The organism is Rubrimonas cliftonensis (genome assembly GCF_900107585.1).
GTDB lineage: Bacteria > Pseudomonadota > Alphaproteobacteria > Rhodobacterales > Rhodobacteraceae > Rubrimonas > Rubrimonas cliftonensis.
In genome coordinates this window covers 1-20,690 of record NZ_FNQM01000007.1, presented here as the reverse complement: position 1 = coordinate 20,690, position 20,690 = coordinate 1, and the positions used below count along the sequence as shown (strand labels likewise).

Annotated in this window: 17 protein-coding genes and 1 riboswitch; of the genes, 7 read left to right on the top strand and 10 right to left on the bottom strand. The window is 73.5% G+C overall.

The genetic code is table 11. The annotated features are described in order from the left end of the window. Positions 1-221: 221 nt before the first annotated feature. The 5 genes from BLW43_RS12505 to BLW43_RS12485 all read left to right on the top strand — a co-directional run bounded on the left by BLW43_RS12505 (position 222) and on the right by BLW43_RS12485 (position 6,126). Positions 222-1,316: an ABC transporter ATP-binding protein gene (locus BLW43_RS12505; protein WP_093253949.1), complete on the top strand. Its 1,095-nt coding sequence runs from the start codon at positions 222-224 to the stop codon at positions 1,314-1,316. A gap of 10 nt (positions 1,317-1,326) precedes the next feature. Next, the gene (locus tag BLW43_RS12500; protein WP_093253947.1) at positions 1,327-1,779 is read left to right on the top strand and encodes an RbsD/FucU family protein; all 453 of its coding nucleotides are present in this window, start codon (positions 1,327-1,329) and stop codon (positions 1,777-1,779) included. A gap of 11 nt (positions 1,780-1,790) precedes the next feature. Beyond that, a complete protein-coding gene (locus BLW43_RS12495) occupies positions 1,791-2,723 on the top strand; it encodes a ribokinase (RefSeq protein WP_093253946.1) in 933 nt (310 codons plus the stop codon). Positions 2,724-2,802: 79 nt separating this feature from the next. Beyond that, a complete protein-coding gene (locus BLW43_RS12490; protein WP_093253945.1) occupies positions 2,803-4,626 on the top strand; it encodes a glycerophosphodiester phosphodiesterase family protein in 1,824 nt (607 codons plus the stop codon). Between the two features lie 177 nt (positions 4,627-4,803). Next, on the top strand, positions 4,804-6,126 hold the full coding sequence (locus BLW43_RS12485) for an ABC1 kinase family protein (protein WP_093253943.1): 1,323 nt from the start codon (positions 4,804-4,806) through the stop codon (positions 6,124-6,126). Positions 6,127-6,146: 20 nt separating this feature from the next. Here BLW43_RS12485 and hutH read toward each other — a convergent pair whose 3' ends face one another. Continuing rightward, positions 6,147-7,682, bottom strand: a complete 1,536-nt coding sequence (gene hutH, locus BLW43_RS12480; RefSeq protein WP_093253942.1) for a histidine ammonia-lyase — start codon at positions 7,680-7,682, stop codon at positions 6,147-6,149. Next, positions 7,679-8,881: an imidazolonepropionase gene (gene hutI, locus BLW43_RS12475; RefSeq protein ID WP_093253940.1), complete on the bottom strand. Its 1,203-nt coding sequence runs from the start codon at positions 8,879-8,881 to the stop codon at positions 7,679-7,681. Before hutI ends, hutH begins: the two co-directional genes overlap by 4 nt. An 82-nt stretch (positions 8,882-8,963) precedes the next feature. On the opposite strand from hutI, the gene BLW43_RS12470 reads away from it, so the two are divergent. Then, positions 8,964-10,343, top strand: coding sequence for a formimidoylglutamate deiminase (locus BLW43_RS12470; RefSeq protein WP_093253938.1), 1,380 nt, complete (start codon positions 8,964-8,966; stop codon positions 10,341-10,343). Further along, on the top strand, positions 10,340-11,044 hold the full coding sequence (locus tag BLW43_RS12465; RefSeq protein WP_175478880.1) for a histidine utilization transcriptional repressor HutC: 705 nt from the start codon (positions 10,340-10,342) through the stop codon (positions 11,042-11,044). Before BLW43_RS12470 ends, BLW43_RS12465 begins: the two co-directional genes overlap by 4 nt. A gap of 10 nt (positions 11,045-11,054) precedes the next feature. On the opposite strand, the gene BLW43_RS12460 is transcribed toward BLW43_RS12465, so the two are convergent. The 8 genes from BLW43_RS12460 to BLW43_RS24670 form a co-directional block, all read right to left on the bottom strand. Further along, positions 11,055-11,792: an energy-coupling factor transporter transmembrane component T family protein gene (locus tag BLW43_RS12460; protein ID WP_093253936.1), complete on the bottom strand. Its 738-nt coding sequence runs from the start codon at positions 11,790-11,792 to the stop codon at positions 11,055-11,057. Continuing rightward, on the bottom strand, positions 11,792-13,453 hold the full coding sequence (locus BLW43_RS12455; RefSeq protein ID WP_093253934.1) for an ABC transporter ATP-binding protein: 1,662 nt from the start codon (positions 13,451-13,453) through the stop codon (positions 11,792-11,794). The genes BLW43_RS12460 and BLW43_RS12455 overlap by 1 nt, the downstream gene beginning before the upstream one ends. Next, the gene (locus BLW43_RS12450) at positions 13,428-14,009 is read right to left on the bottom strand and encodes an ECF transporter S component (protein ID WP_093253932.1); all 582 of its coding nucleotides are present in this window, start codon (positions 14,007-14,009) and stop codon (positions 13,428-13,430) included. Before BLW43_RS12450 ends, BLW43_RS12455 begins: the two co-directional genes overlap by 26 nt. 71 nt (positions 14,010-14,080) lie before the next feature. Next, complete coding sequence (locus tag BLW43_RS12445; RefSeq protein WP_093253931.1) at positions 14,081-14,713, bottom strand: YkoF family thiamine/hydroxymethylpyrimidine-binding protein; 633 nt, start codon at positions 14,711-14,713, stop codon at positions 14,081-14,083. Further along, positions 14,703-14,815, bottom strand: a riboswitch (TPP riboswitch). It overlaps the preceding gene by 11 nt. Positions 14,816-15,035: 220 nt before the next feature. Beyond that, on the bottom strand, positions 15,036-17,153 hold the full coding sequence (locus tag BLW43_RS12440) for an ATP-binding protein (RefSeq protein ID WP_175478879.1): 2,118 nt from the start codon (positions 17,151-17,153) through the stop codon (positions 15,036-15,038). Positions 17,154-17,266: 113 nt separating this feature from the next. Continuing rightward, entirely contained in the window at positions 17,267-19,216 is a 1,950-nt protein-coding gene (locus BLW43_RS24585) for a methyl-accepting chemotaxis protein (protein ID WP_175478878.1), read from the bottom strand. Between the two features lie 11 nt (positions 19,217-19,227). Then, on the bottom strand, positions 19,228-19,581 hold the full coding sequence (locus BLW43_RS12430) for a response regulator transcription factor (RefSeq protein WP_093253926.1): 354 nt from the start codon (positions 19,579-19,581) through the stop codon (positions 19,228-19,230). A gap of 239 nt (positions 19,582-19,820) precedes the next feature. Beyond that, positions 19,821-20,183 carry a DUF6538 domain-containing protein gene (locus BLW43_RS24670; RefSeq protein WP_342741613.1) on the bottom strand — a complete coding sequence of 121 codons (363 nt, stop codon included), beginning with the start codon at positions 20,181-20,183 and terminating at the stop codon, positions 19,821-19,823. Between the last annotated feature and the right edge of the window lie 507 nt (positions 20,184-20,690).

The window sequence follows — 20,690 nt, the reverse complement described above, 5'->3', positions numbered from 1 at the left end:
CCGTTCCTCCCTGAGCTTCCCCACGGGGCGCTCTGGCGCGGCGCCCTTCACCACGGCGCGCCCTTCGCGGGCGCCGCCGGGCGGCAGCCTCGCCGCGGGGGACGGCTCCTGTCAAGCACCTAACATGCTAGCATGTCGCACATGGACAGCCCCATGGCGCTGGGCTACGCATTGCGCCCGAACGGCCCGCGCAAGAGGCCCGCAGAGAGAGGGGGCGCCGCATGGCCGAGGTCGCGATCCGCGCGCTGCGCAAGAGCTACGGCGCCGCGGAAGTGCTGCACGGGATCGATCTCGACGTCGCCGACGGCGAGTTCGCGGTGCTGGTCGGCCCGTCCGGCTGCGGCAAGTCCACCCTCTTGCGCATGATCGCGGGGCTGGAGGGCGTCACCGGCGGCGACATCCGCATCGGCGCGCGGGTGGTCAACGCCCTGCCGCCCGCCGAGCGCGACATCGCCATGGTGTTCCAGAACTACGCGCTCTACCCGCACAAGACGGTCGCGGCGAACATGGGCTTCGCGCTGAAGCTGCGCGGCATGGGCCGCGACGAGGTGCGGCGGCGCGTCGGGGAGGCGGCGGCGGTGCTCGGCCTGACGCCCCTGCTCGACCGCTACCCGCGCGAGCTCTCCGGCGGCCAGCGCCAGCGCGTCGCCATGGGCCGCGCCATCGTGCGCGACCCGCAGGTGTTCCTGTTCGACGAGCCGCTCTCGAACCTCGACGCCAAGCTGCGGGTGCAGATGCGCACCGAGATCCGCGCGCTGCAGCAGCGGCTGGGCGCCACGACCGTCTACGTCACCCATGACCAGATCGAGGCGCTGACCATGGCCGACCGCATCGTGGTGATGCAGGGCGGGCGCATCGAGCAGCAGGGGCCTCCGCTCGCGGTCTACGACCGGCCCGCCAACACCTTCGTCGCGGGCTTCATCGGCTCGCCGGCGATGAACATGACGCGGGGCGTCGCGCGGGCCGAGGACGGCGACCTCTGGATCGAGACCGAGGGCGCGCGCCTGCCCGCGCCGCCGGGGACGACCGCGCGCGATGGCCAGCCCGTCGTCTACGGCGTGCGGCCCGAGCATCTGGCGCTCGCCGACGCGGGATCGATGACCGGGGGACCGGCGACGGGGGGGCTCGCCGGCGAGGTCGCGGTGATCGAGCCGACGGGCTCGGACACGATGGCGGTCATCCGGCTCGCGGGCGGCGGCGAACTCGTCGCGCTGCTGCGAGACCGCCCGGCCCTGCGCCTCGGCGCCCCCGTCACTCTCGCGCCGCGGCGGGGGACGGCGCATCTCTTCGACCCCGAAAGCGGGGCGCGGCTATGAGGGAGACGACATGCTGAAGGGCATCGACCCGCGACTGAACGCGGAGATCCTCGCGGCGCTGCGGGCCATGGGCCACGGCGACGTGCTCACCATCGCCGACGCCAACTTCCCCTCCGACAGCGTCGCCCGCTCCACCGTGACCGGTCGGCTGCTGCGGATGGACGGCGCGAGCGGTCCCGAAGCGGCGCGCGCCGTGCTCTCGGTGCTCCCGCTCGACACGTTCGTGGATGATTTCGCCATGCGCATGGAGATGGTCGACGCGCCGCGAGAGATCCCGCCCGTTCAGGGCGAGGTTCAGGCCGAGATCGACGCCGCCGAAGGCCGGCCCCGGCCCATGGTCGGGGTGGAGCGCTTCGCGTTCTACGACCTCGCCCGCCGCAGCTACGCCGTGATCCAGACCGGCGAGCGCCGCTTCTACGGCTGCTTCCTGTTCCGCAAGGGCGTCATCGCCCCCGACGCCTGAGGGACCGTCCCATGTCAAACGCTCCCGCCATCGTCATCCTCGGCGTCTTCGTCGCCGACACCGCCTATCGCGCCGAGCGCCAGCCCCGCATGGGCGAGACCATCCTCGGCCGACGCTTCACGCTCGGGCCGGGCGGCAAGGGCTCCAACCAGGCGGTCGCCGCCGCGCAGGCCGGCGGCCGGGTGACGATCGTGACGCGGCTCGGGGCCGACCCGTTCGGCGCGATGGCGCGGGCGACCTGGGCGAAGGCCGGCGTCGAGGCGGCGGCGACCGAGCATCCCGACGGCTACACCGGCGCCGCCTACATCTTTCTGGAGGACGCGACCGGCGACAACGCCATCATCGTCTGCCCCGGCGCGGCGGGCGATCTCGGCCCCGCCGACGTGGAGGCCCGCGCGGCGCTCATCGGCGGGGCCGCGGTCTTCATGACCCAGCTCGAACAGCCGATCCCCGCCGCGCGCCGGGCGCTGGAGATCGCGCGGGCCGGCGGCGCCCGCACGATCCTCAACCCCGCCCCGGCCGCGCCGCTCGACGACGCGCTGCTGGCGCTCTGCGACGTCGTCACGCCCAACGAGACCGAGGCGGAGGCGCTGACCGGCGTCTGCGTCGAGACGCTGGAGGACGCCGCCCGCGCCGCCGACGCGCTGATCGCCCGCGGCGCCGGGGCCGCCGTGATCACCCTCGGCGCGCGCGGCGCCTTCTACCGCGGGCCCGAGGGCGACGCCCACGCGCCGGCCTTCGCCGTCGGCCCGGTGGTCGAGACGACCGGCGCCGGCGACGCCTTCAACGGCGCCTACGCCGTGGCGCTCGGCGAGGGCGCCAGCCCGGCGCAGGCGCTGCGCTTCGGCTGCGCCGCGGCCAGCATCTCCGTCACGCGGCCGGGCACGGCCCCGGCGATGCCCGCGCGCGCGGAGATCGACGCGCTGCTGCGCATGTCCGGCTGAGCGACTTCACCCGCGCCCCGCACGGCGCCATGGTGGCCGGGGCGCCGTGGCGCCTCCGACTGGCTGAGGAGCGGGACCGATGACGGAGGCGCTGGCCGCCTATGCGCTCGCCTGGCGCCGCCGCGCTTTCGTGATCCCGCTGTTCATGGGCGTGCGGCTGCTTTCTCTGGCGGTCGTGGCGCCGCTGACCGGCGCGGTGGTTGCGCTGGCGGTGTCGCTCTCGCGCCAGCCGGCGCTGAGCGACGCGGACATCCTGATGTTCCTCGCGACGCCCGGGGGCGTGCTGGCGGCGCTGGGGCTCTCGGCCGTGTTCCTCGTCGGCTCGGTCGTCGGGCTGGCGGCGATGACCATCGACCTGCGCCGGCCCGACGCCTCGGGGCTGCGGGCGATCCCCGCGGCGGTGATGCGGCTCGGCGGCCGGCTGCGGGCGCTGGCGCATTACGCGGCGCTGCTGACGCTGCGGGTGCTGGCGCTGGCGGCGCCCTTCGTCCTCGCCGCGCTGCTGACGGCGCGGGCGCTGATCTCCGAGCGCGACATCAACTATTATCTCAGCGAAAGGCCGCCGGAGTTCCTGCTCGCCGCCGCCGTCATCGCGCTCCTTGCGCTGGGGCTGGCGGCCCTGCTCGCCGCGCGGTTCGCCGGCTGGGCGGTCTCGCTGCATCTGGCGCTTTTCGAGGCCGTTCCGCCGGCGCGCGCCTTCGGTCTGAGCCGCGAGCGCATCGCGGGCGGTCGGCGGCGGCTGCTGCGGGCGCTGGGCTGGTGGCTGGCGATCCGGCTCGGGCTCTCCATGGCCGGCGCGGCGGCCGCAGCGCTCGCGATGGCGTGGGCGCCGGGTCTGCTGGAGGGGCATGTGCGGCTGGCGTTGCTGACGATCGGCGTGCTCGCGGCGCTCTGGGCGCTGCTCGACATGGCGATCGCGGGGGTGGCGCTGGGCGCGCTCGCCGCGCTGCTGAACGCGCGCTTCGACCCCGACGCGACCGAGGCGCCGGTGGGCGCGCCGCCGCCGCGGCGGGTGCGCGTCGTCGTCGCCGCCGCCGCGCTGGCCGCCGTGACCGGACCGCTCGCCGGCGCCGCGATGCTCGATGGCGTCGAGGCGTCCGACGCCGTGCTGGTGATCGGCCACCGCGGCGCGAGCGCGCTGGCGCCCGAGAACAGCCTCGCCGCGATCCGCCGCGCCGTGGAGGACGGCGCCGACTGGGTCGAGATCGACGTGCAGGAGAGCGCCGAGGGCGCCGTGATCGTCGTCCACGACAGCGACTTCATGAAGCTCGCCGGCGTCGGCCTGAAGGTGCGCGACGCCACCGCCGACGACCTCGCGCGCATCGACATCGGCTCGTGGTTCGGCCCCGAGCACGCCGGCGAGCGCACGCCGACGCTGGCGCAGGCGCTGGAGGCGGTGCGCGGCCGCGCGCGGCTGCTGATCGAGCTGAAGCACTACGGCTTCGAGGTCGATCTGGAGAACCGCGTCGCGGCGGTCGTGGAAGCCGCCGGCATGGCCGACGAGGTCGCCGTGATGTCGCTGAAATACGCGTCCGTCGTGAAGATGGCGGCCCTCAGGCCCGGCTGGCCGCTGGGGGTGCTGGCGGCGACCGCCATCGGCGACGTGTCGCGGCTGGAGGGCGATTTCGTCGCGATCCGCGCCGCCTCTGCCAGCCCCGGCCTCGCGGAGCGCCTTCACCGGGCCGGCAAGAAGCTCATCGTCTGGACGGTGAACGACCCCGCGGAGATGTCGGCGATGATCTCGCTGGGCGCCGACGGGCTGATCACGGACGATCCCGGGCTCGCCCGCGATGTGCTCGCCGCCCGCGCCGCGATGACCCCGCCGGAGCGCCTCCTCGTGCTGCTCGCGGACCGCCTCGGCCTCGACCTGCCCGCCAGCGCCCGGCGCGACGACAGCCCCTGAGCCGTTCGCGGCGCCAGGGTGGGAGCGTCATCGCAGGAGGCGCAAACGGGCGCCGGAGCGCATATCATGGTCGGCGTCTCCCGAATTGAGCGCGCCGCGCGTTCGGGCGGCGGCGCGTGACCCGCCGCGGCGGCGCGCTACCTGCCGCGCTCGTCGAACGCCTGCGGGAGCGCCGAGATGCCGGACAAGCCCCATGACGCCCGCGGCGTCGCCGTGCCCAGCGGCAGACTGGCCCGCCTTGCGCGCTTCGGCGGGCTGGCCGGCGGCGTGGCGGGAAACGTTGCGGTGGACGCCGCCCGCCGCTTCGCCGCCGGCGAGCGCCCCTCCATGGCGGACCTGCTGCTGACGCCGGCCAACGCCATGCGCGTCACCCGCCAACTGGCGGACCTGCGCGGCGCGGCGATGAAGATAGGCCAGCTGCTGTCGATGGACGCAGGCGAGGTGCTGCCGCCGGAACTGACCGAGATTCTCGCCCGCCTGCGCGCCGACGCCAGGCGCATGCCCGCGAGCCAGCTCCAGAAGGTGCTGACGGAGCGCTGGGGCCAGGGCTGGCGGGACCGCTTCGCCGTCTTCGAGCCCGAGCCGATGGCGGCGGCCTCCATCGGCCAGGTGCATCGCGCCATGACCAGGGACGGGCGCGACCTCGCCGTGAAGATCCAGTATCCCGGCGTGCGCCGGAGCATCGACAGCGACGTGGGCAACGTGGCGACGCTGCTCAGGCTCTCGGGCCTTCTGCCGCCGACGCTCGACGTCGCGCCGATGCTGGCCGAGGCGAAGCGGCAGCTCCACGAGGAAGCCGACTACGCGCGGGAAGGCAGGCATCTCGCCCGCTTCGGCGAACTGCTGGCCGACGCGCCAGGCTACGTCGTGCCGCGGCTGCACGCCGACCTCACGACGGCCGACGTGCTGGCGATGTCGTTCGTCGAGGGCGAGCCGGTCGAGCGCATGGTCGACGCGCCGCAGGACGAGCGCGACTGGGTGGCGACGCTGCTTCTGGAGCTGACCCTTCGCGAGCTGTTCGAGTTCCGCCTGATGCAGACCGACCCCAACTTCGCCAACTATCGCTATGACCGGACGACGCGCCGGCTCGCGCTGCTCGACTTCGGCGCCACTCGGGCGCTGTCGCCGCAGACGACCGGGCGCTACCGCGCGCTGTTGCGCGCCGCCATGGCGGGAGACCGGGAGGCGGTGCGCCGCGGCGCCGTCGAGATCGGCTTCTTCGACGCGTCGACCGACGCGCGCCATCAGGACGCCGCGCTCGACCTTGCGGAGATCGTGCTGGCCCCGCTGCGGGCCGGCGGCGTCTACGACTTCGCGGAACCGGGACGCACGGCCCGCTTGCGCGAAGGCGGCCTCGCGCTCGCCGGCGAGCGGGATTTCTGGCGCATCCCGCCAATGGACACGCTCTTCATCCAGCGCAAGGCGGCGGGGATGTACTTGCTCGCGCAGCGCCTGCGGGCGCGGGTCGACGTGCGCGCACTGCTGGCGCGCTGGCTGTAGAGCGGCGCGGTCAGGGGCGCTCAGGCTTCGAGCTCCGGAAAAAGGCTGGAGCCCGCGGCCTCAAGCACGGCCCCCGAGCGGATGAGCGCGGCGGCGGCCTCCATCTCTGGGGCCACGGCGCGGTCCTCGCTCAGGGGCGGGCAGTCGGCGCGCAGCCGGGCGATGGCGCGCGCGAGCAGCGGCGAGGTCTCCAGCGGGGCGCGGAAGCCGATCCCCTGCGCCGCCGCCAGCGCCTCGACCCCGAGAATGCGCCCGAGATTGTCGGCCATCTCCATCAGCCGGCGGGCGCCATGGGCCGCCATGCTCACATGATCCTCCTGATTGGCGGAGGTCGGCGTGCTGTCGGTGGAGCAGGGGCTCGCGCGGTGCTTGTTCTCGCTCATCAGCGCCGCCGTCGTGACTTCCGCGATCATGTAGCCGGAGTTCAGCCCCGGCTCTGGCGTCAGGAAGGGCGGCAGGCCGGTGGAGAGCGTGGGGTCCACCAGCAGCGCGACGCGGCGCTGGGCGATGGCGCCGATCTCCGCCAGCGCCAGCGCCAGCATGTCGGCGGCGAAGGCGACCGGCTCCGCATGGAAGTTGCCGCCCGAGACGATCAGGCCGTCGTCCACCAGCACGAGCGGATTGTCTGTCGCGGCGTTGGCCTCCAGCCGCAGGGTCGTGGCGGCCTGCCGCATCAGGTCCATCGCCGCGCCGGTCACCTGCGGGTGGCAGCGGATGCAGTAGGGGTCCTGCACGCGGGCGTCGTCCTCGCGGTGGCTTTCGCGGATGGCGGAGCCTTCCAGCAGGGCGCGCAGCGTCGCCGCCGCCTCGATCTGGCCGCGATGGCCGCGCAGGGCGTGGATTTCAGGGTGGAAGGGCGCCGTCGAGCCCATCGCGGCGTCGGTCGAGAGCGCCCCGGTCAGCAGCGCCGCCTGGGCCAGCCGCCAGCCCTCAAAGAGCCCCGCCAGCGCGAAGGCCGTCGAGAACTGCGTGCCGTTGATAAGGCCAAGCCCTTCCTTCGGCCCCAGCGCGACGGGCGCCAGCCCCGCCGCCGCCAACGCGTCGGCGCCGCCCGTCTCGCGCCCCTCGAACATGGCGCGGCCCTCGCCCAGCATGACCGCCGTCATGTGCGCGAGCGGCGCGAGATCGCCCGACGCCCCGACCGAGCCCTGCGCCGGAATGACCGGCGTCACGCCGCGCGCGAGCATCGCCTCGATCAGCGCGCAGACCTCCCAGCGCACGCCCGAGGCGCCGCGGCCCAGCGACAGCAGCTTCAGCGCCATCATCAGCCGTGCGACGCGCTCGGGGATCGCCGGGCCGACGCCCGCGCAGTGCGACAGGATCAGGTTGCGCTGGAGCGTCGCCACGTCGCCGGGCGCGATGCGGATCGAGGCGAGCTTGCCGAAGCCGGTGTTCACGCCGTAGACGGCCGCCGCGCCTCCGGCCGCCTCGGCGACCATCACCGCCGCGCGCTCCACCGCCGGCTGGCAGGCGGGGTCGAGCGTCGGGGTCGTCTCGCCCCGCCAGACGGCCTCGAGCTGCGCCAGCGTCGTCGCGCCGGGAACCAGCGCGCTCACGCCGGCGCCCCGGCGAACCAGCGGCGGCGCAGCGGGTTGAAGCCGATGCGGTAGGCGAGTTCGGCCGGCGCCGTCGCGTCCCATTCCGCGAGATCGGCGCGCATCCCCGAAGCGATCACGCCGCAGTCCGCCAGCCCGAGCGCACGCGCGGCATGGACGGTCACGCCCGCCAGCGCCTCGGCGGGCGTGAGCCGGAAGAAGGTGCAGGCCATGTTCATCGCCAGCAGCGGGGACGTCATCGGCGAGGTGCCGGGGTTGCAGTCGGTCGCCACGGCCATGGGAACGCCCGCCGCCCGCAGCGCCGCTGCGGGCGGCGCCTGCGTCTCGCGCAGGGCGTAGAAGGCGCCCGGCAGCAGCACCGCCACGGTCCCCGCCGCCGCCATCGCGGAGACGCCCGCCCCGTCGAGATGTTCGAGGTGATCGGCGCTCAGCGCGCCATGTCGGGCCGCCAGCGCCGCCCCGCCGAGGTTGGAGAGCTGCTCGGCGTGCAGCTTGACCGGCAGGCCCAGCGCCCGCGCCGCGTCGAAAACCCGGCCCACCTGTTCGGGGCTGAAGGCGATCCCCTCGCAGAAGGCGTCCACCGCGTCGGCCAGACCTTCGGCGTGGGCGGCGCGCAGCGCCGGGATCGCGACCTCGTCGATGTAGGCGTCGGCTCGCCCGGCGTATTCCGGCGGCGTCGCATGGGCGCCGAGAAAGGTCGTGACGATCCGCACCGGGCGCAGGTCGGCGAGCCGCCGCGCCGCGCGCAGCATCCGAAGCTCGGTCGCCACGTCGAGCCCGTAGCCGGACTTGACCTCCACCGTCGCCACGCCCTCGGCCAGCAGCGCGTCGAGCCGGGGCAGCGCCGCGGCCACCAGCGCCTCCTCGCTTGCGGCGCGCGTCTCCCGAACCGTGGAGACGACGCCGCCGCCGGCCCGCGCGATCTCCTCGTAGGAGGCGCCCTCCAGCCGCATCTCGAACTCGCGGGCGCGGTCGCCGCCAAAGACGATATGGGTGTGGCAGTCGATGAGCGCGGGGGTCAGCAGGCGGCCTTCTAGCGGAACGATCTCGGCGGCGGCGTGCTCGGCCGGCAGCGCCGCGTCGGGGCCGACCCAGGCGATCAGTCCGTCGCGCATCGCCACGGCGCCGGCCTCGATGACGTCCGCGCGCCCGCCCAGCATGGTCGCCACGCGCGCCCCGCGGAGTGTGATCGCCGCCATGCCGCAGCTCCCGGTCATTGTTGACTTGGTGAATATGTAAAAGCATATTTGGCTCATCGTCAATCGCGAAGGCCGCGCCGCCATGCCCTCCGACGCCGTGTTGCAGGCCGATCACGCGCTCACGCCGTCGGGCTGGGCGCGCGACGTGCGGGCGACGCTGGCGGGCGGCCGCATCGTCGCGGTGGAGGCCGGCGCGCCGGCGCGGCCCGGCGATCTGCGGCTCCCGGGGCGCGCGCTGCTGCCGGCGCCGGCGAACCTGCACAGCCACGCCTTCCAGCGCGCCATGGCGGGGATGACGGCGCGGCGCGGGCCCGAGCCCGACAGCTTCTGGACGTGGCGGCGGCTCATGTACCGTTTCCTGGACCTGCTCACGCCGCAGCAGATCGAGGCGATCGCCGCGCTGGTCCAGATCGAGATGCTGGAGGCCGGCTACGCCGCCTCGGCGGAGTTCCACTACGTCCACCACCAGCCCGGCGGCGCCCCTTACGCCGACCGTGGCGAGCTTGCGCAGCGCATCGCGGCGGCGGCGGCGGACAGCGGGATCGGCCTGACGCTGCTGCCGGTGCTCTACAGCCATGGCGGCGCCGGCGCGCAGCCTCTGGCCGGCGGCCAGCTGCGCTTCGGAAACGAGCTGGACGGCTTCGCGGCGGTGATGGAGAGCGCCGCGCGCGCCGTCGCCGCGCTGCCCGACGACGCCCGCCTCGGGGCCGCGCCGCATTCGCTGCGCGCCACCCGGCCCGAGCAGCTGCGCGCCGTCGCCGAGGCCTGGCCTGACGGCCCGCTCCACATCCACGCCGCCGAGCAGGTCGCCGAGGTCGAGCAGGTCGAGGCGTGGCTCGGCGCCCGCCCCGTGGCCTTCCTGCTGGACGGCGTGGGCATGGATGCGCGGTGGTGCCTGATCCACTGCACCCAGATGACGCACGACGAGACCGCGCGCATCGCCGCCTCGGGGGCTGTCGCCGGGCTCTGCCCGATCACCGAGTCCGATCTCGGCGACGGGATTTTCGAGGGCGACGCCTTCCGCCGCGCGGGGGGCGCCTTCGGGGTGGGCTCCGACAGCGACATACGCATCACGCTGGCGGACGAGTTGCGCACGCTTGAGTATTCGCAGCGCCTCGCCCACAGGGCGCGCAACGTGCTGGCCGAGCCCGGCGCATCGGTGGGCGAAACGCTCTACCGCGCGGCGCTCGCCGGCGGCGCGCAGGCGTTGGGCCGGGCCTCTGGCGCGCTGGCGCCTGGGATGCTGGCCGATCTCGTCGCCATCGACGTCGAGGACGTCGCGCTGGCGCCGCTGACGCCCGACCAGTGGATCGACGGCTGGATCTTCGCCGCCGGAGACCGCGTGGTGCGCGAGGTCTGGTCGGCCGGCCGTCATGTCGTGACCGGGGGCCGGCATGTGCGCCGCGCGCCCATCGAGGCGCGCTACCGCGCGGAGATGGCGGCGCTTTCGGCGGCGCTGTGAGCGCGCCGAAATACAAACGCATCGAGCAGGCGCTGCTCGCCCGCATCGCCGCAGGCGAGTTCGCGCCGGGCGATCCGATCCCCAACGAGGCCGATCTGGCGGAGGAGTACGGCGTCACCCGCCCGACCATCGGCCGCGCGCTCGGCGCGCTGGTCGCGCAGGGGCTGGTGGAGCGCCGGCGCCGCGCCGGCAGCCGCGTGGCGGTGCGCGCGGCGGTGGCGACGCGCCTCTCCATCCCGCTGGTGCGCGAGGAGGTGCGCGCCGCCGGCGCCCGCTACGGCTATCGCCTGCTGGCGGCGGAGCAGGCGGCGCCGCCCGAGGCGGTCGCGGCGCTGTTCGGCCTCGAGCCCGGCGGCGTCGCGATGCGCACCGAGGCGCTGCATCTGGCCGACGACGCGCCGTGGCAGCTGGAGCGCCGCTGGATCAACCTCGCGACGGTGCCCGCCGCCGCCGCCGCGCCCTTCGAGGCGATCAGCCCCAACGAGTGGCTGGTGCGCGCGGCGCCCTACACCCGCATCGGCCACCGCATCTGGGCCGACCTCGCGGACCGGGACGCCGCGCGCGCCCTCGGCGTCCGCCTGCGCGCGGCGGTGCTCTGCGTCGAGCGCACGACGTGGATGGGCGACGCGGCGGTGACGCAGGTGACGATGATCCACCGCGGCCCCGACTATCGGCTGAGCTTCGGCGACGCCGCGCCCTGAGCAGTCGGGCTCAACGCATCGCGCAGGCCGCGGCCGCGGCGGCGAGCAGGCCGAGCGCGCCGGCGCAGAACGCCCAGTCGCCGCGCGCGGGCGGCGGCGCGCGCAAAAACGTGCGGGGCGCGCCGGGGCGGAAACCGCGCGCCTCCATCGCCGTCGCGGCCCGCCCGGCGCGGCGGATCGCGTAGGCCAGCAGCGGCACCGCGAGCGCGCCCACCTCCCACGGCGTCGGGATGCGGCCCGGCGCGCGCCCCCGACGCATCGCCCGCGCCATCCGCATCGCCTGCGCCTCGCGCGCGACGTCGGGGACGAGGTGCATCGCCTGCAGCAGCGCGTAGCCGATCGACGCCGGCAGCCGCGCCTGCGCCATCAGCGCGCGCACCAGCGCGCCGGCGTCGGTCGTCAGCGCAAACAGAGCCGAGACCATCCCGCAGGCCAGCGCCCGAAAGAAGAGCACCAGCCCCGGCGCCGCGTCGGGCCGCGCCAGCGCCTGCTCCCGCGCCATCTGAACGGCGAAGCCCGTCTCCCGGTCGAACAGCAGGCTGGTGGAGAGAAATCCGAAGCCGAACAGCGCGAAGGGGACCGCCAGCGCCAGAACGGTCGCGGGCCGCACCCGCTCCGTCGTCACCAGCAGCCCGGCGGCCAGCGCGAGCGAGCCGATCTGGAACCGCAGGTCGAAGATCGCGAGGCTCGCCGCGATCCAGAGCAGGCAGAAGACGAGCTTCGGCAGCGGATGGACGCGCCCCAGCATCAGCGCCGCTCCAGCCAGTCGAGCAGGGGCCCCGCCTCGGGCGCCGCAAGGCCGGCGCGCGCGAGCAGCGCGCGGTCGCGCAGCAGCGCGGCGGTCGGCCCCTCCGCCAGCACGCCGCCCTCGGTGACGACAATGGTGCGCGCGCAGACGGCCAGCGCAAAGTCCATGTCGTGGGTGACGACGGCCAGCGCGCGGCCCTCGCCGGCCAGCCGCGCGACCTGCGCGCCGATCGCGGCGGCGCCGCGCGCATCCAGCCCCGCAGTCGGCTCGTCCAGCACGACCAGCGGCCAGCGGTCCGTCGCCGTGATCGAGGCCAGCGCGAGCCGTCGCTTCTGGCCCTGCGACAGCGCGAAGGGATGCCTGTCGGCGACGTCGGCGAGGCCCCACGCCGCGAGCGCCGCATCGACGCCCGCCGCAGGCGCGCCCGACAGCAAGAGCTGCTCGCGCGCGGTCCCGCCGATGAAATGCACTTCGGGGTTCTGGAAGGCGACGGCCCCGGGCGGCCCGTGGCGACGCCCGGCGCGCAGCGGCGCGAGCCCGGCGAGGCAGGCCGCCAGCGTCGACTTGCCGGCGCCGTTCGGGCCGAGCACGCCCAGCGCCTCGCCCGGTCGGATCTCAAGCGTCACGCCGCGCAGAACGACGGGGCCGAAGGGCGGCGCGCAGTCGACGCGGTCGAGCCGCGCCATGGCCGGCTTCCGCGCGGCATGCGGGGGCTCCGGCGCGAAACCGGCCGCGACGCGCCGCGCGCGGGCCCTGCCCGCCGGCGCGAGCCCGTCGACGGCGCGCAGAATCTCGTTGACCTTCAAGGGCGGCGGCAGGACCAGCCCGGCGCGGCCCAGCGCGCGATGCAGGCAACTCGCCAGCGGCGTCCAGACCCCAAGCGCCTCCAGTCTTTCGCCAGCGTCGGCGAAAACGGCGCGCGGAGATCCCTCGGCCGTCGCCCTTCCGTCCGGCCCTAGCGCCACGGCGCGGTCGATCCGCTCGACCGCGGACCCGATGCGGTGATCGACCACCAGCGTCGCCGCCGGGCCGTCCGGCCCCAGCAGCAGCGCCGACATGCGCGCCGCAGCCTTCGGCGCGAGGTTCGCCGTCGGCTCGTCCGCTATCGCGACGGGCGCATCCTGCGCCAGCAGCGCGGCAAGCGCCACGAGCTGCTTCTCGCCGCCGGAGAGCGTCGCGACGCGGCGGCGCCGCCACGCTTCCGGCAACCCGACCCGCGCCATGGCGCCGGCGGTCAGCGCCGCGACGCGGGCGGGCGGCAGGGCGCGGTTCTCCGGCGCGAAGGCGATCTCGTCCTCTACCGTGAAGCCGCAGAGCGTCTCCTCCGCATCCTGGAAAAGGAAGGCGACCGTATCGGCCCAGCACGCGGCGGGGCGGGCGCGGGCGTCGCGGCCGAACAGCGTCGTGCGGCCGGTCAGGGCTGGGTCGGCGCCGGCGGGCGAGAGACCGGTCAGCGCACGCAGCAGGGTGGACTTGCCGCAGCCCGACGGCCCGAGCAGCAGCGCCCTTTCGCCGCGCCGCAGCGCCAGCGAGACCGGGCCGACGGCGTCTCGGTCGGCGAAGGGATACCGCGCCGCGACCGCCTCCCAGCGCGCCAGCGCCGGGCCGGCGTCGGGCTGCGCCCGCGCGTTCCGCTCAGGCGCGCGCGGCGCGACGGTCATGGTCGATGCGCAGCCCCGCCAGCACGCCCGTGCGATGCAGCGCGTTGACGATGCTCCAGCCCAGCAGGCCGCCGAGCAGCGCCCCGCTCGCCAGCCGCAGCGCGAACATCAGCGCCAGCAGCCCCGGCGCAAGCGCGCCGTAGTCGAACCGCACCCAGGTGTAGGCGAAGGAGAACACAGCAGCGCCGGCGCCGGCGGCCATCAGCACGGGCAGGGACCAGCGCCGCCAGCGCGTGGCGGCGAAGACGACCTCGCAGCCAAGGCCCTGGACGAAGCCCGTCAGCAGCAGCAGCAGCCCCGCCGGACTGCCGAGCAGGATCTGCGTCGCGGCTGCCAGCACCTCCGAGACGAGCGCGACGCCCGGCTTGCGCACGATGGCCGCCGCGATGATCGACACGATGAACCAGAAACCCATCACGACGTCCATCGTCACCGGCCCGAAGACCGCCTGCGCGACCAGCCAGACCTGCACCCATCCCAGATAGAGCACGCCGAACACCGCGCCGAGCGCGGCGACGATCAGGGTTTCCCGCAAAGTCCATGTGGCGGACGCCATGACGCGCCTCCTGTCTTCCTGGATTGAAGGGTCGGCGGCGTCCTGCGCGTCCGCCGCGTCGTTGCGCCGGATCAGGCGGCGCTGGGGCTGTTAGCCGATACCGTCGCGTCCATCGCCACATGGCCGTCCGGGGCGCCGAAGGACGTGAAGGCCTCCGCCAGCGTCGCGAAGACCGGCCCGGCGTCGCCGCGCAGCTTCGTGCAGAAATTCTTGGACCGCTCGAAGCAGCCCGACGCCTTCAGGAAGTCGATGCAGCCCATGATCTCGGCCATGTGCCCGCCCATGCCGTCGGCGGACGCGTCGGCGGCGCCGAGCGGATAGAGCGAGAACTGCGCCGCGACGCTGCGCCCGACCGGCTGGGCGCCGGCGACCCGCCCGGCCGCAGCCGCGACCCGCTCCGCCATCGAGCCGCCCGCCGGGCGCGCCGCGCCGGGCGCGCAGATCGGATCGTCCGGCTCGCCCGGACAGCCGCGCGACACCGTGGCGTGCAGCACGCAATGCGCCTCGCTCGCCGCCGCGCGAACGAAAAGGTCGCGCATCGCGGGAAACAGCGCCTCCGGCGGGCCGACGACCAGCGTCGAGACGTCGTCGGTCTCGATTCGCAGCCGCGACCGCCATGGCTCCAGCGCGCCGATGGCGTCCAGGATGATGGCGATGAAGTCATCGCGCATGGGGTGAAGAGAGAGCTGTGCTCCCGAAAACATGTCCGCCTCGCTCCGCTGGCATTACCCAGATCAGCTCAAGGGTCCGCCGGCATGACGCCCGCATCTCAGCCCCGGCGATACGGAGCACCCCTGCTGAGAAACAGCATAGAAGCGCCTGCCGCCGGCGCAAGGGGGGCCGTCGCGGCCCGCGGCCGGCGCGCGGGCCCGGCCTCGGAGCCAGAACCGGAGTTCGCCGGATGGCGAGTTTTAGGGCCGTCCATCGCCCGGCGCCCCGCACCCTTCCGAACGGCGCCCTGCATTGGCGGTCGGGAGGGGTGCGGCGCGGCGTGCGGAGATCCGGAACGGGGTTCGGGTCGGTCTTTCAGGCCGCCGCGGTCCGGGGCGCGTCGCCCGAGCCGGTCCGCCGCGCGATGTCGGCCAGCAGCGCCTCGGCGAGATCGGCCCCCTCGGTCGGCGGCGCGACCAGCATCGCCCAGTCGGGATAAGCGCGGCATTTGGCCGGACCGGTCGCGACGATCTCGAACCCGGTGTGGCGGCGGTCGCGGCGGATGAGCGCCACGATGCGCTCCAGCTCCGACCGGCGGCCCTCCAGCGCCTGCGCCAGGCTCCCGTTGCGCTGGAAGAGACATCCGGTGACGCCGACCTTGCCGTTGGCGGCGGCGGCGTGGGCCGCCAGCGAAGTCAGCGCCGCGCCGTCGAGCGCCACCGTCGCGCGGCTGCGATAGACCAGCCGCCAGAGCGCGCGGGGGTCGCTGGCGTTCTCGCCGGCGTCGTCGTGGCTCGCGGGCCCGGCGATGGGCAGCCGCACCGTGAAAGTGGAGCCCTCGCCCACGGTGCTGGCGACTTCCAGAACGCCGCCGTGCAGTTTCGCGACCATGGCGACCATGCTCATGCCGATGCCCGTCCCGGACACGCCCGCCGAGGTGGAGGCCCGGAAGAATCGCTCGCCGATGCGCGGCAGCTCCGTGGCCGGGATGCCCACGCCGTTGTCGGCGACGGAGATGCAGGCGAAACGGCCTTCGATCCAGCCGAGCACGCGCACCCTGGGCGCGTCATGGGCGTATTTCACCGCGTTCGAGAGCAGGTTGTCGATCACGCTGTAGATCAGGCGCTCATCGACGCGCACGAGATCGCCAAGCGCCTCGACCTCGACCGTGAACTCGGCGTCCGGCGAGATGGCCCGCCGCTCCTCGATCAGCGTGGCCACGACGCCGCGAAGATCGACCTGCCCGAGCGCGAGCCTGAGCGTCCCCGACTCGATACTGGAGGAGAGCAGCGCCCCCTCCATCAGCCGGACGAGCCGCGCCACCGAGCTGCGGATCGTCAGCAGTCTCGCCGCCACCGTCTCGTCCGACATGCGCGCGCGGCGACGCTGGAGCGAGCTTGCCGACCCGTCGATGATCGCCAGCGGCGTGCGGAATTCATGGCTGACCATCGAGACGAACATGCGCTGCTTGGCGTTGAGCTCGCGCTCGCGCAGCAGCGAAAGCTCGACGTCCTCGGCGGCCGTGCGGAACCACCTCCGCAGATCGTCGATCTCGCGCGCCGCCCTGGGAGGCGCCTGGTCGATCTGCAGGCCCTTCGTCCGCAGCTCCTCCACCAGCCGCCCGAGAGGCTGGGTCGTCGCCGACGCCGCGAGGTGAACGCTGAGCGCGCCTGTCAGGAGCACGATCAGGAAGACCGCGCCAAGAAACTGCTGCACCGGATCGTCGTAGAAGGGGCGAACGGGGATGCTCTTGTTCAGGACGAGCGCGAGGCCCGGCTCCCGCTCAAGCGGCGCGATCATCAACCCTTCGATCATGCCGTCGCCGAGGACGAAGCGCGAGCGTTCATCCGGAGAGACGCTCGCGCGCCCGTTCGGACGCGCGTGCAGCATCGCCTGCGCCTCGGCGAGCGGCGTGAGCACCGTCTGCTGCGCCGTGACGCGCTCGAAGGCCTCGAACAAGCGCGGAAGCGACATCGAGACCAGCACCACCCCCTCGACGTCGCCGCCGATTCGCACGGCGTGCATGAAGAGCAGCGCGTCGCCCTCGATCCAGCGCACCGGATCGCCATTCAGCGACAGGTCGAGCGCCTGCGCGAAGAGCGCCGGCCGGCGCAAGGGCCCTTGCCGATCGAGCTGGATCACTTCGCCGTCGAGACCGACCAGCGCCGAGTACAGCGCCCCGGAGCCGATCAGCGGAAGCGACCGCAGATAGGGCGACGCGACGCTCTCGAGGTCATGACCGGCGAAGGCGCGTTCGACGATCAAGCTCCGCGCCACGTCCGCGATGGCGTCGTCGACGGCTTCGAACTGCGCCTCCATCAGCTCCAGCCTCGCCGTGAGGCGCTGAGCGAGCGTCTCCGTGACGCTGTCGATGTTGTCGATGTAGGCGCGCCAGGCGGTCAGGGCCCACAGCGCCAGACAGCACGCGAGGGTCAGCGGGATCACCCGCAGCATCACCTTCGCGCGCAGGGGACGCCGACGACCGCTGGTCATGGCGCGGCCGCGCCGATCGCCCGCCGTTCCTGCGCCGGCGCGGTCGCGCGCCTGCCGCGAAGGCGGCGCCATGGGCTCATGTCGGCGTCATCCATGAATGCTGCTTTCGCGGGTCAGGCCGCCGGCGACCTCGCCTCGCCGCTTTCAAAGGGATCGCCATGGGGCGACATCCAGTCGGCGGGCTCCTCGGTGGACATCCAGCTGTCGTCCGACGCGTCGCCAGGCGCGTCGCCCGGAGCGTCGCCCGGCGCGTCGTTGAGGGGCGGCGACGCGTCGAGGACGAAGCCGGCGGCGTCGTCCGCCACCTCGGAGACGATGAAGAAGGCGACCACCTCGCGCAGCTCCTCGACGCTGCGCGCGAGGTCGGCGGCGGTGGCCCCGTTCTGGCCGGCGATGGCGATGTTGCGCGCCGCCGCGTCGGCGACCGACTCGATCTCGGCGACGATCTCCTGCGCCGAGTCGGTCTGCCCCCGGATCGAGGCGCGGATGTTCTCCACCTTGGCCGACGCCTCGGCGACCGCCTGCGAGATGCCGGTAAGCGCCTCGCGCGCCTGGCTGAACAGCCGCGCGCCGGTGCTGACGCGCTCCTTGCTCTCCACGATCAGGCGTTCGATCGTCTTGGCGGCGTCGGCCGAGCGCGTCGCGAGCGCCCGCACCTCCTGCGCCACGACGGCGAAGCCGCGGCCCGCCTCTCCCGCGCGCGCCGCCTCTACGGCCGCGTTCAGCGCCAGCAGGTTGGTCTGGAACGCGATCTCGTCGATGAGGCGCGTTATGTCGCCGATCCGCGTGGCGCTGTCGGCGATGGCGGTCATCGCGGCGTCGGTCTCGACGATGACCGCGCGCCCGCCCTCGGCGCGGCGCTCGGCCTCCTGCGCCAGCGCCGCGGCGCTGTCGGCGTCGCCTGCATTGGCGATGATGGCGCGGCTGACCTCCTCGAGCGCGCGGGATGCGCTGCGGATCGCGACGTCCTGCGATTCGGCGCCGCTCTGCAGGTCCAGCGACATGTCCGCCAGCGCCTCGGTCCTGCTCTGGACCGCGCTGGCGACGCCGTTGATCCGGTGCACGACCTTCTCGAACGTTTCGATGGACGTGTTCAGGCTGCTCTTGAGCGACGCGAACTCGCCCTCGTAGTCTCCGGTCAGCTTGAAGGTCACGTCGCCGGCGACGAGCGCCTGCACGGCGCCGTCGATGTCGGCGAAGAGCTCCGCCATCGTGTCCAGCAGCGCGTTCATGTCGCCGGCCACGTTGATCAGGAACTCCTGGCGGACCTCGTCCTCGTTCACGTTCACGTCGACGCGCGAATAGATGTCGCCGCGCTTGAAGCCCGCGATCAGGTCCGCGATGCGCCGCTCGAGCAGGGCCTCCTGCGTCGCGTCGACGAACTCCGCCAGATAGCCGACGCGCTCGCCTTCGGCGTCGACGACGAGCGAGATGTTCGCCTCGATGACGCAGTCCTCCCAGTCCAGGCGGACGGATCGCGCGTCGCGCCGGCCCTGGTCGCCGCCTTCGAGCACCTTTTCGCGCAGGAACGCGAAGAGGTTCGGTGCGCCAGGCTCCGCAGGGTCGTATCCGGTGTGGCGCCGAAAACTCTCGGCGCGTCTGCGGGCGAGGCTCGCGAACGCGGCGCCGCCGAGGATGAGCTTGCCCTCGGCGTCGAACGCCGCGACGCCGGCGCGGCTGGAGGCCACGGCGCCCGTCATCAGCGCCGCGTCGGACGCGGCGCGGCGCAGCCGCCCGCGCAGATCGCCGTCGCCCCTGCCGAGGACGCGCTCGTGCGTCTCCACGAAGCGCCTCGCCTCGCGCAGCAGGCGCGCGTGCGCATGGAGCGCGACCGGAAGCGCCAGCGCAAGCGCCGTGAGCGCCACGAGCGAGACCGTCGCTGGCCAGTCCGAACTCTCGGGCGACGCATCCGAACCGGCGATCGGCGTCGGGCCGCCCCCGAAATCGGCCGCAAGGAGCGCGACGGCCAGGGCCAGGACCGCGGCCAGCAACGCCGCGGCCACGCCGCGCGACGCGAAGGCGTCGAGCAGCCCGATGCGTCGCATCCCGATGCCGATGCCCATGCGCGCCATGATCAGGAGACCAGCGTCGCGAGCCGATCCATGTCGATGGGCTTCGTCAGGTAATGGTCGGCCCCCAGCATCAGGCCGTCGGCGATGTCGTTGCGGTCAACCCGGGCGGAGACGAAGATGAAGGTCAATTCGTTCGGCCCCAACCCCAGCGCGTTCAACTTCTGCTTGAGCGCAAGTCCGTTCATGACGGGCATGTTCACGTCGCAGCAGACGAACTGGGGGCGGTGCTCCAGGATCGCCGCAAGGCCCTGCTCGCCGTTGACGGCGGTCACGACCGTGTGGCCGAGATCCTCGAGCTCTTCGGCGATCATCGCGCGCAGCGCGCTTTCGTCTTCGATCACGACAATCTTCGCCATGTCACACTCCTAGCTGGCCAAAAGCCGACGCGGAGAGGAGCCTGCCCAGAACGCCTTCAAAAACTCATTAATCGCGGTCCGGTTTTCGCGGATGCGCGCTCAGACCGCGGAGCGCCCGAGCCGCTACGCCGCGTCGGGGAAATCGCCGTCGACCCTCCGGATCGCTCAGGGTCGGCGCAACCGCCTGACTTGGGATGATGATTTGCGCTCCCTCGATCCGGCGTCCCGATGAATCGCCATCAGGCCGGGCATCGCTCGCCTTCGCGGCGCCGCGCGCAGGTCGACCGCCGGATCGTCGTCATCGCCATCGCGATGCGCTTCCAGGCCGCCTCGAGGACGCGGTCGAGGCCCTGCGCCCGCACCATCGCCTCGGGCAGGCGGTCGGTGCGCAGCGAGATCGCGCGCACCGACCGCAGACCGAGGGCCCGCAGCTGCTCCGGCGTCCGCCTGCGGTGGCGCCAGACACCGCCGCGGCGCGTCAGGTGGAGGGTGGGCCGTTCGCCGCAGCACGGACGATGCGTCGGCAGCCGCAGGCGCGCGGCCGGCGCCCTGTGACGCAGATTGTGCGACAGCCGGTCCGACCAGCGAGAAACCCGCCCCAATCGATGGAGCAAGTCGCTGATATTGGTTGATTTTCGGTTAACATGGCTGGGGAACCTGGATTATGACCTAAGTGTTTGATATTGCTTATAGAATAGCAAACCTGAGGAGATGGGGTCAAGCGAAATCGGGCGGAAATGCGAGAGGCGATTTTCCGGAAGAGCGTCACCGCCGAAGACCGCCGCTCTGATGTGAGATCGCCACCTTCTCGGGCGGACGCCCAGGTCGCTCGCCCGACTTTACGAGGCTGGCTGCGTCTCGGGGGCGGTATGCTGTTTGCAGAGAGTTGGATTTCCGGTAGGATTTCCGGAAATGGAGAAGCCTATGCCGAAGACCGATCCGTCCCCGATCACGCAGTGGCGCAAGCGACGCGAACGCCTTGGCTTCGTGCGCGTCGAGGTTCAGGTCCGGAAGGGCTATGTTGCGCAAAGGTGGCTGGCGGAGGGATTCACGTCGCGAATCCAGCGTGATAGCCGGGGTGGATGAGCAAGCCGACACCCCCGACGTAC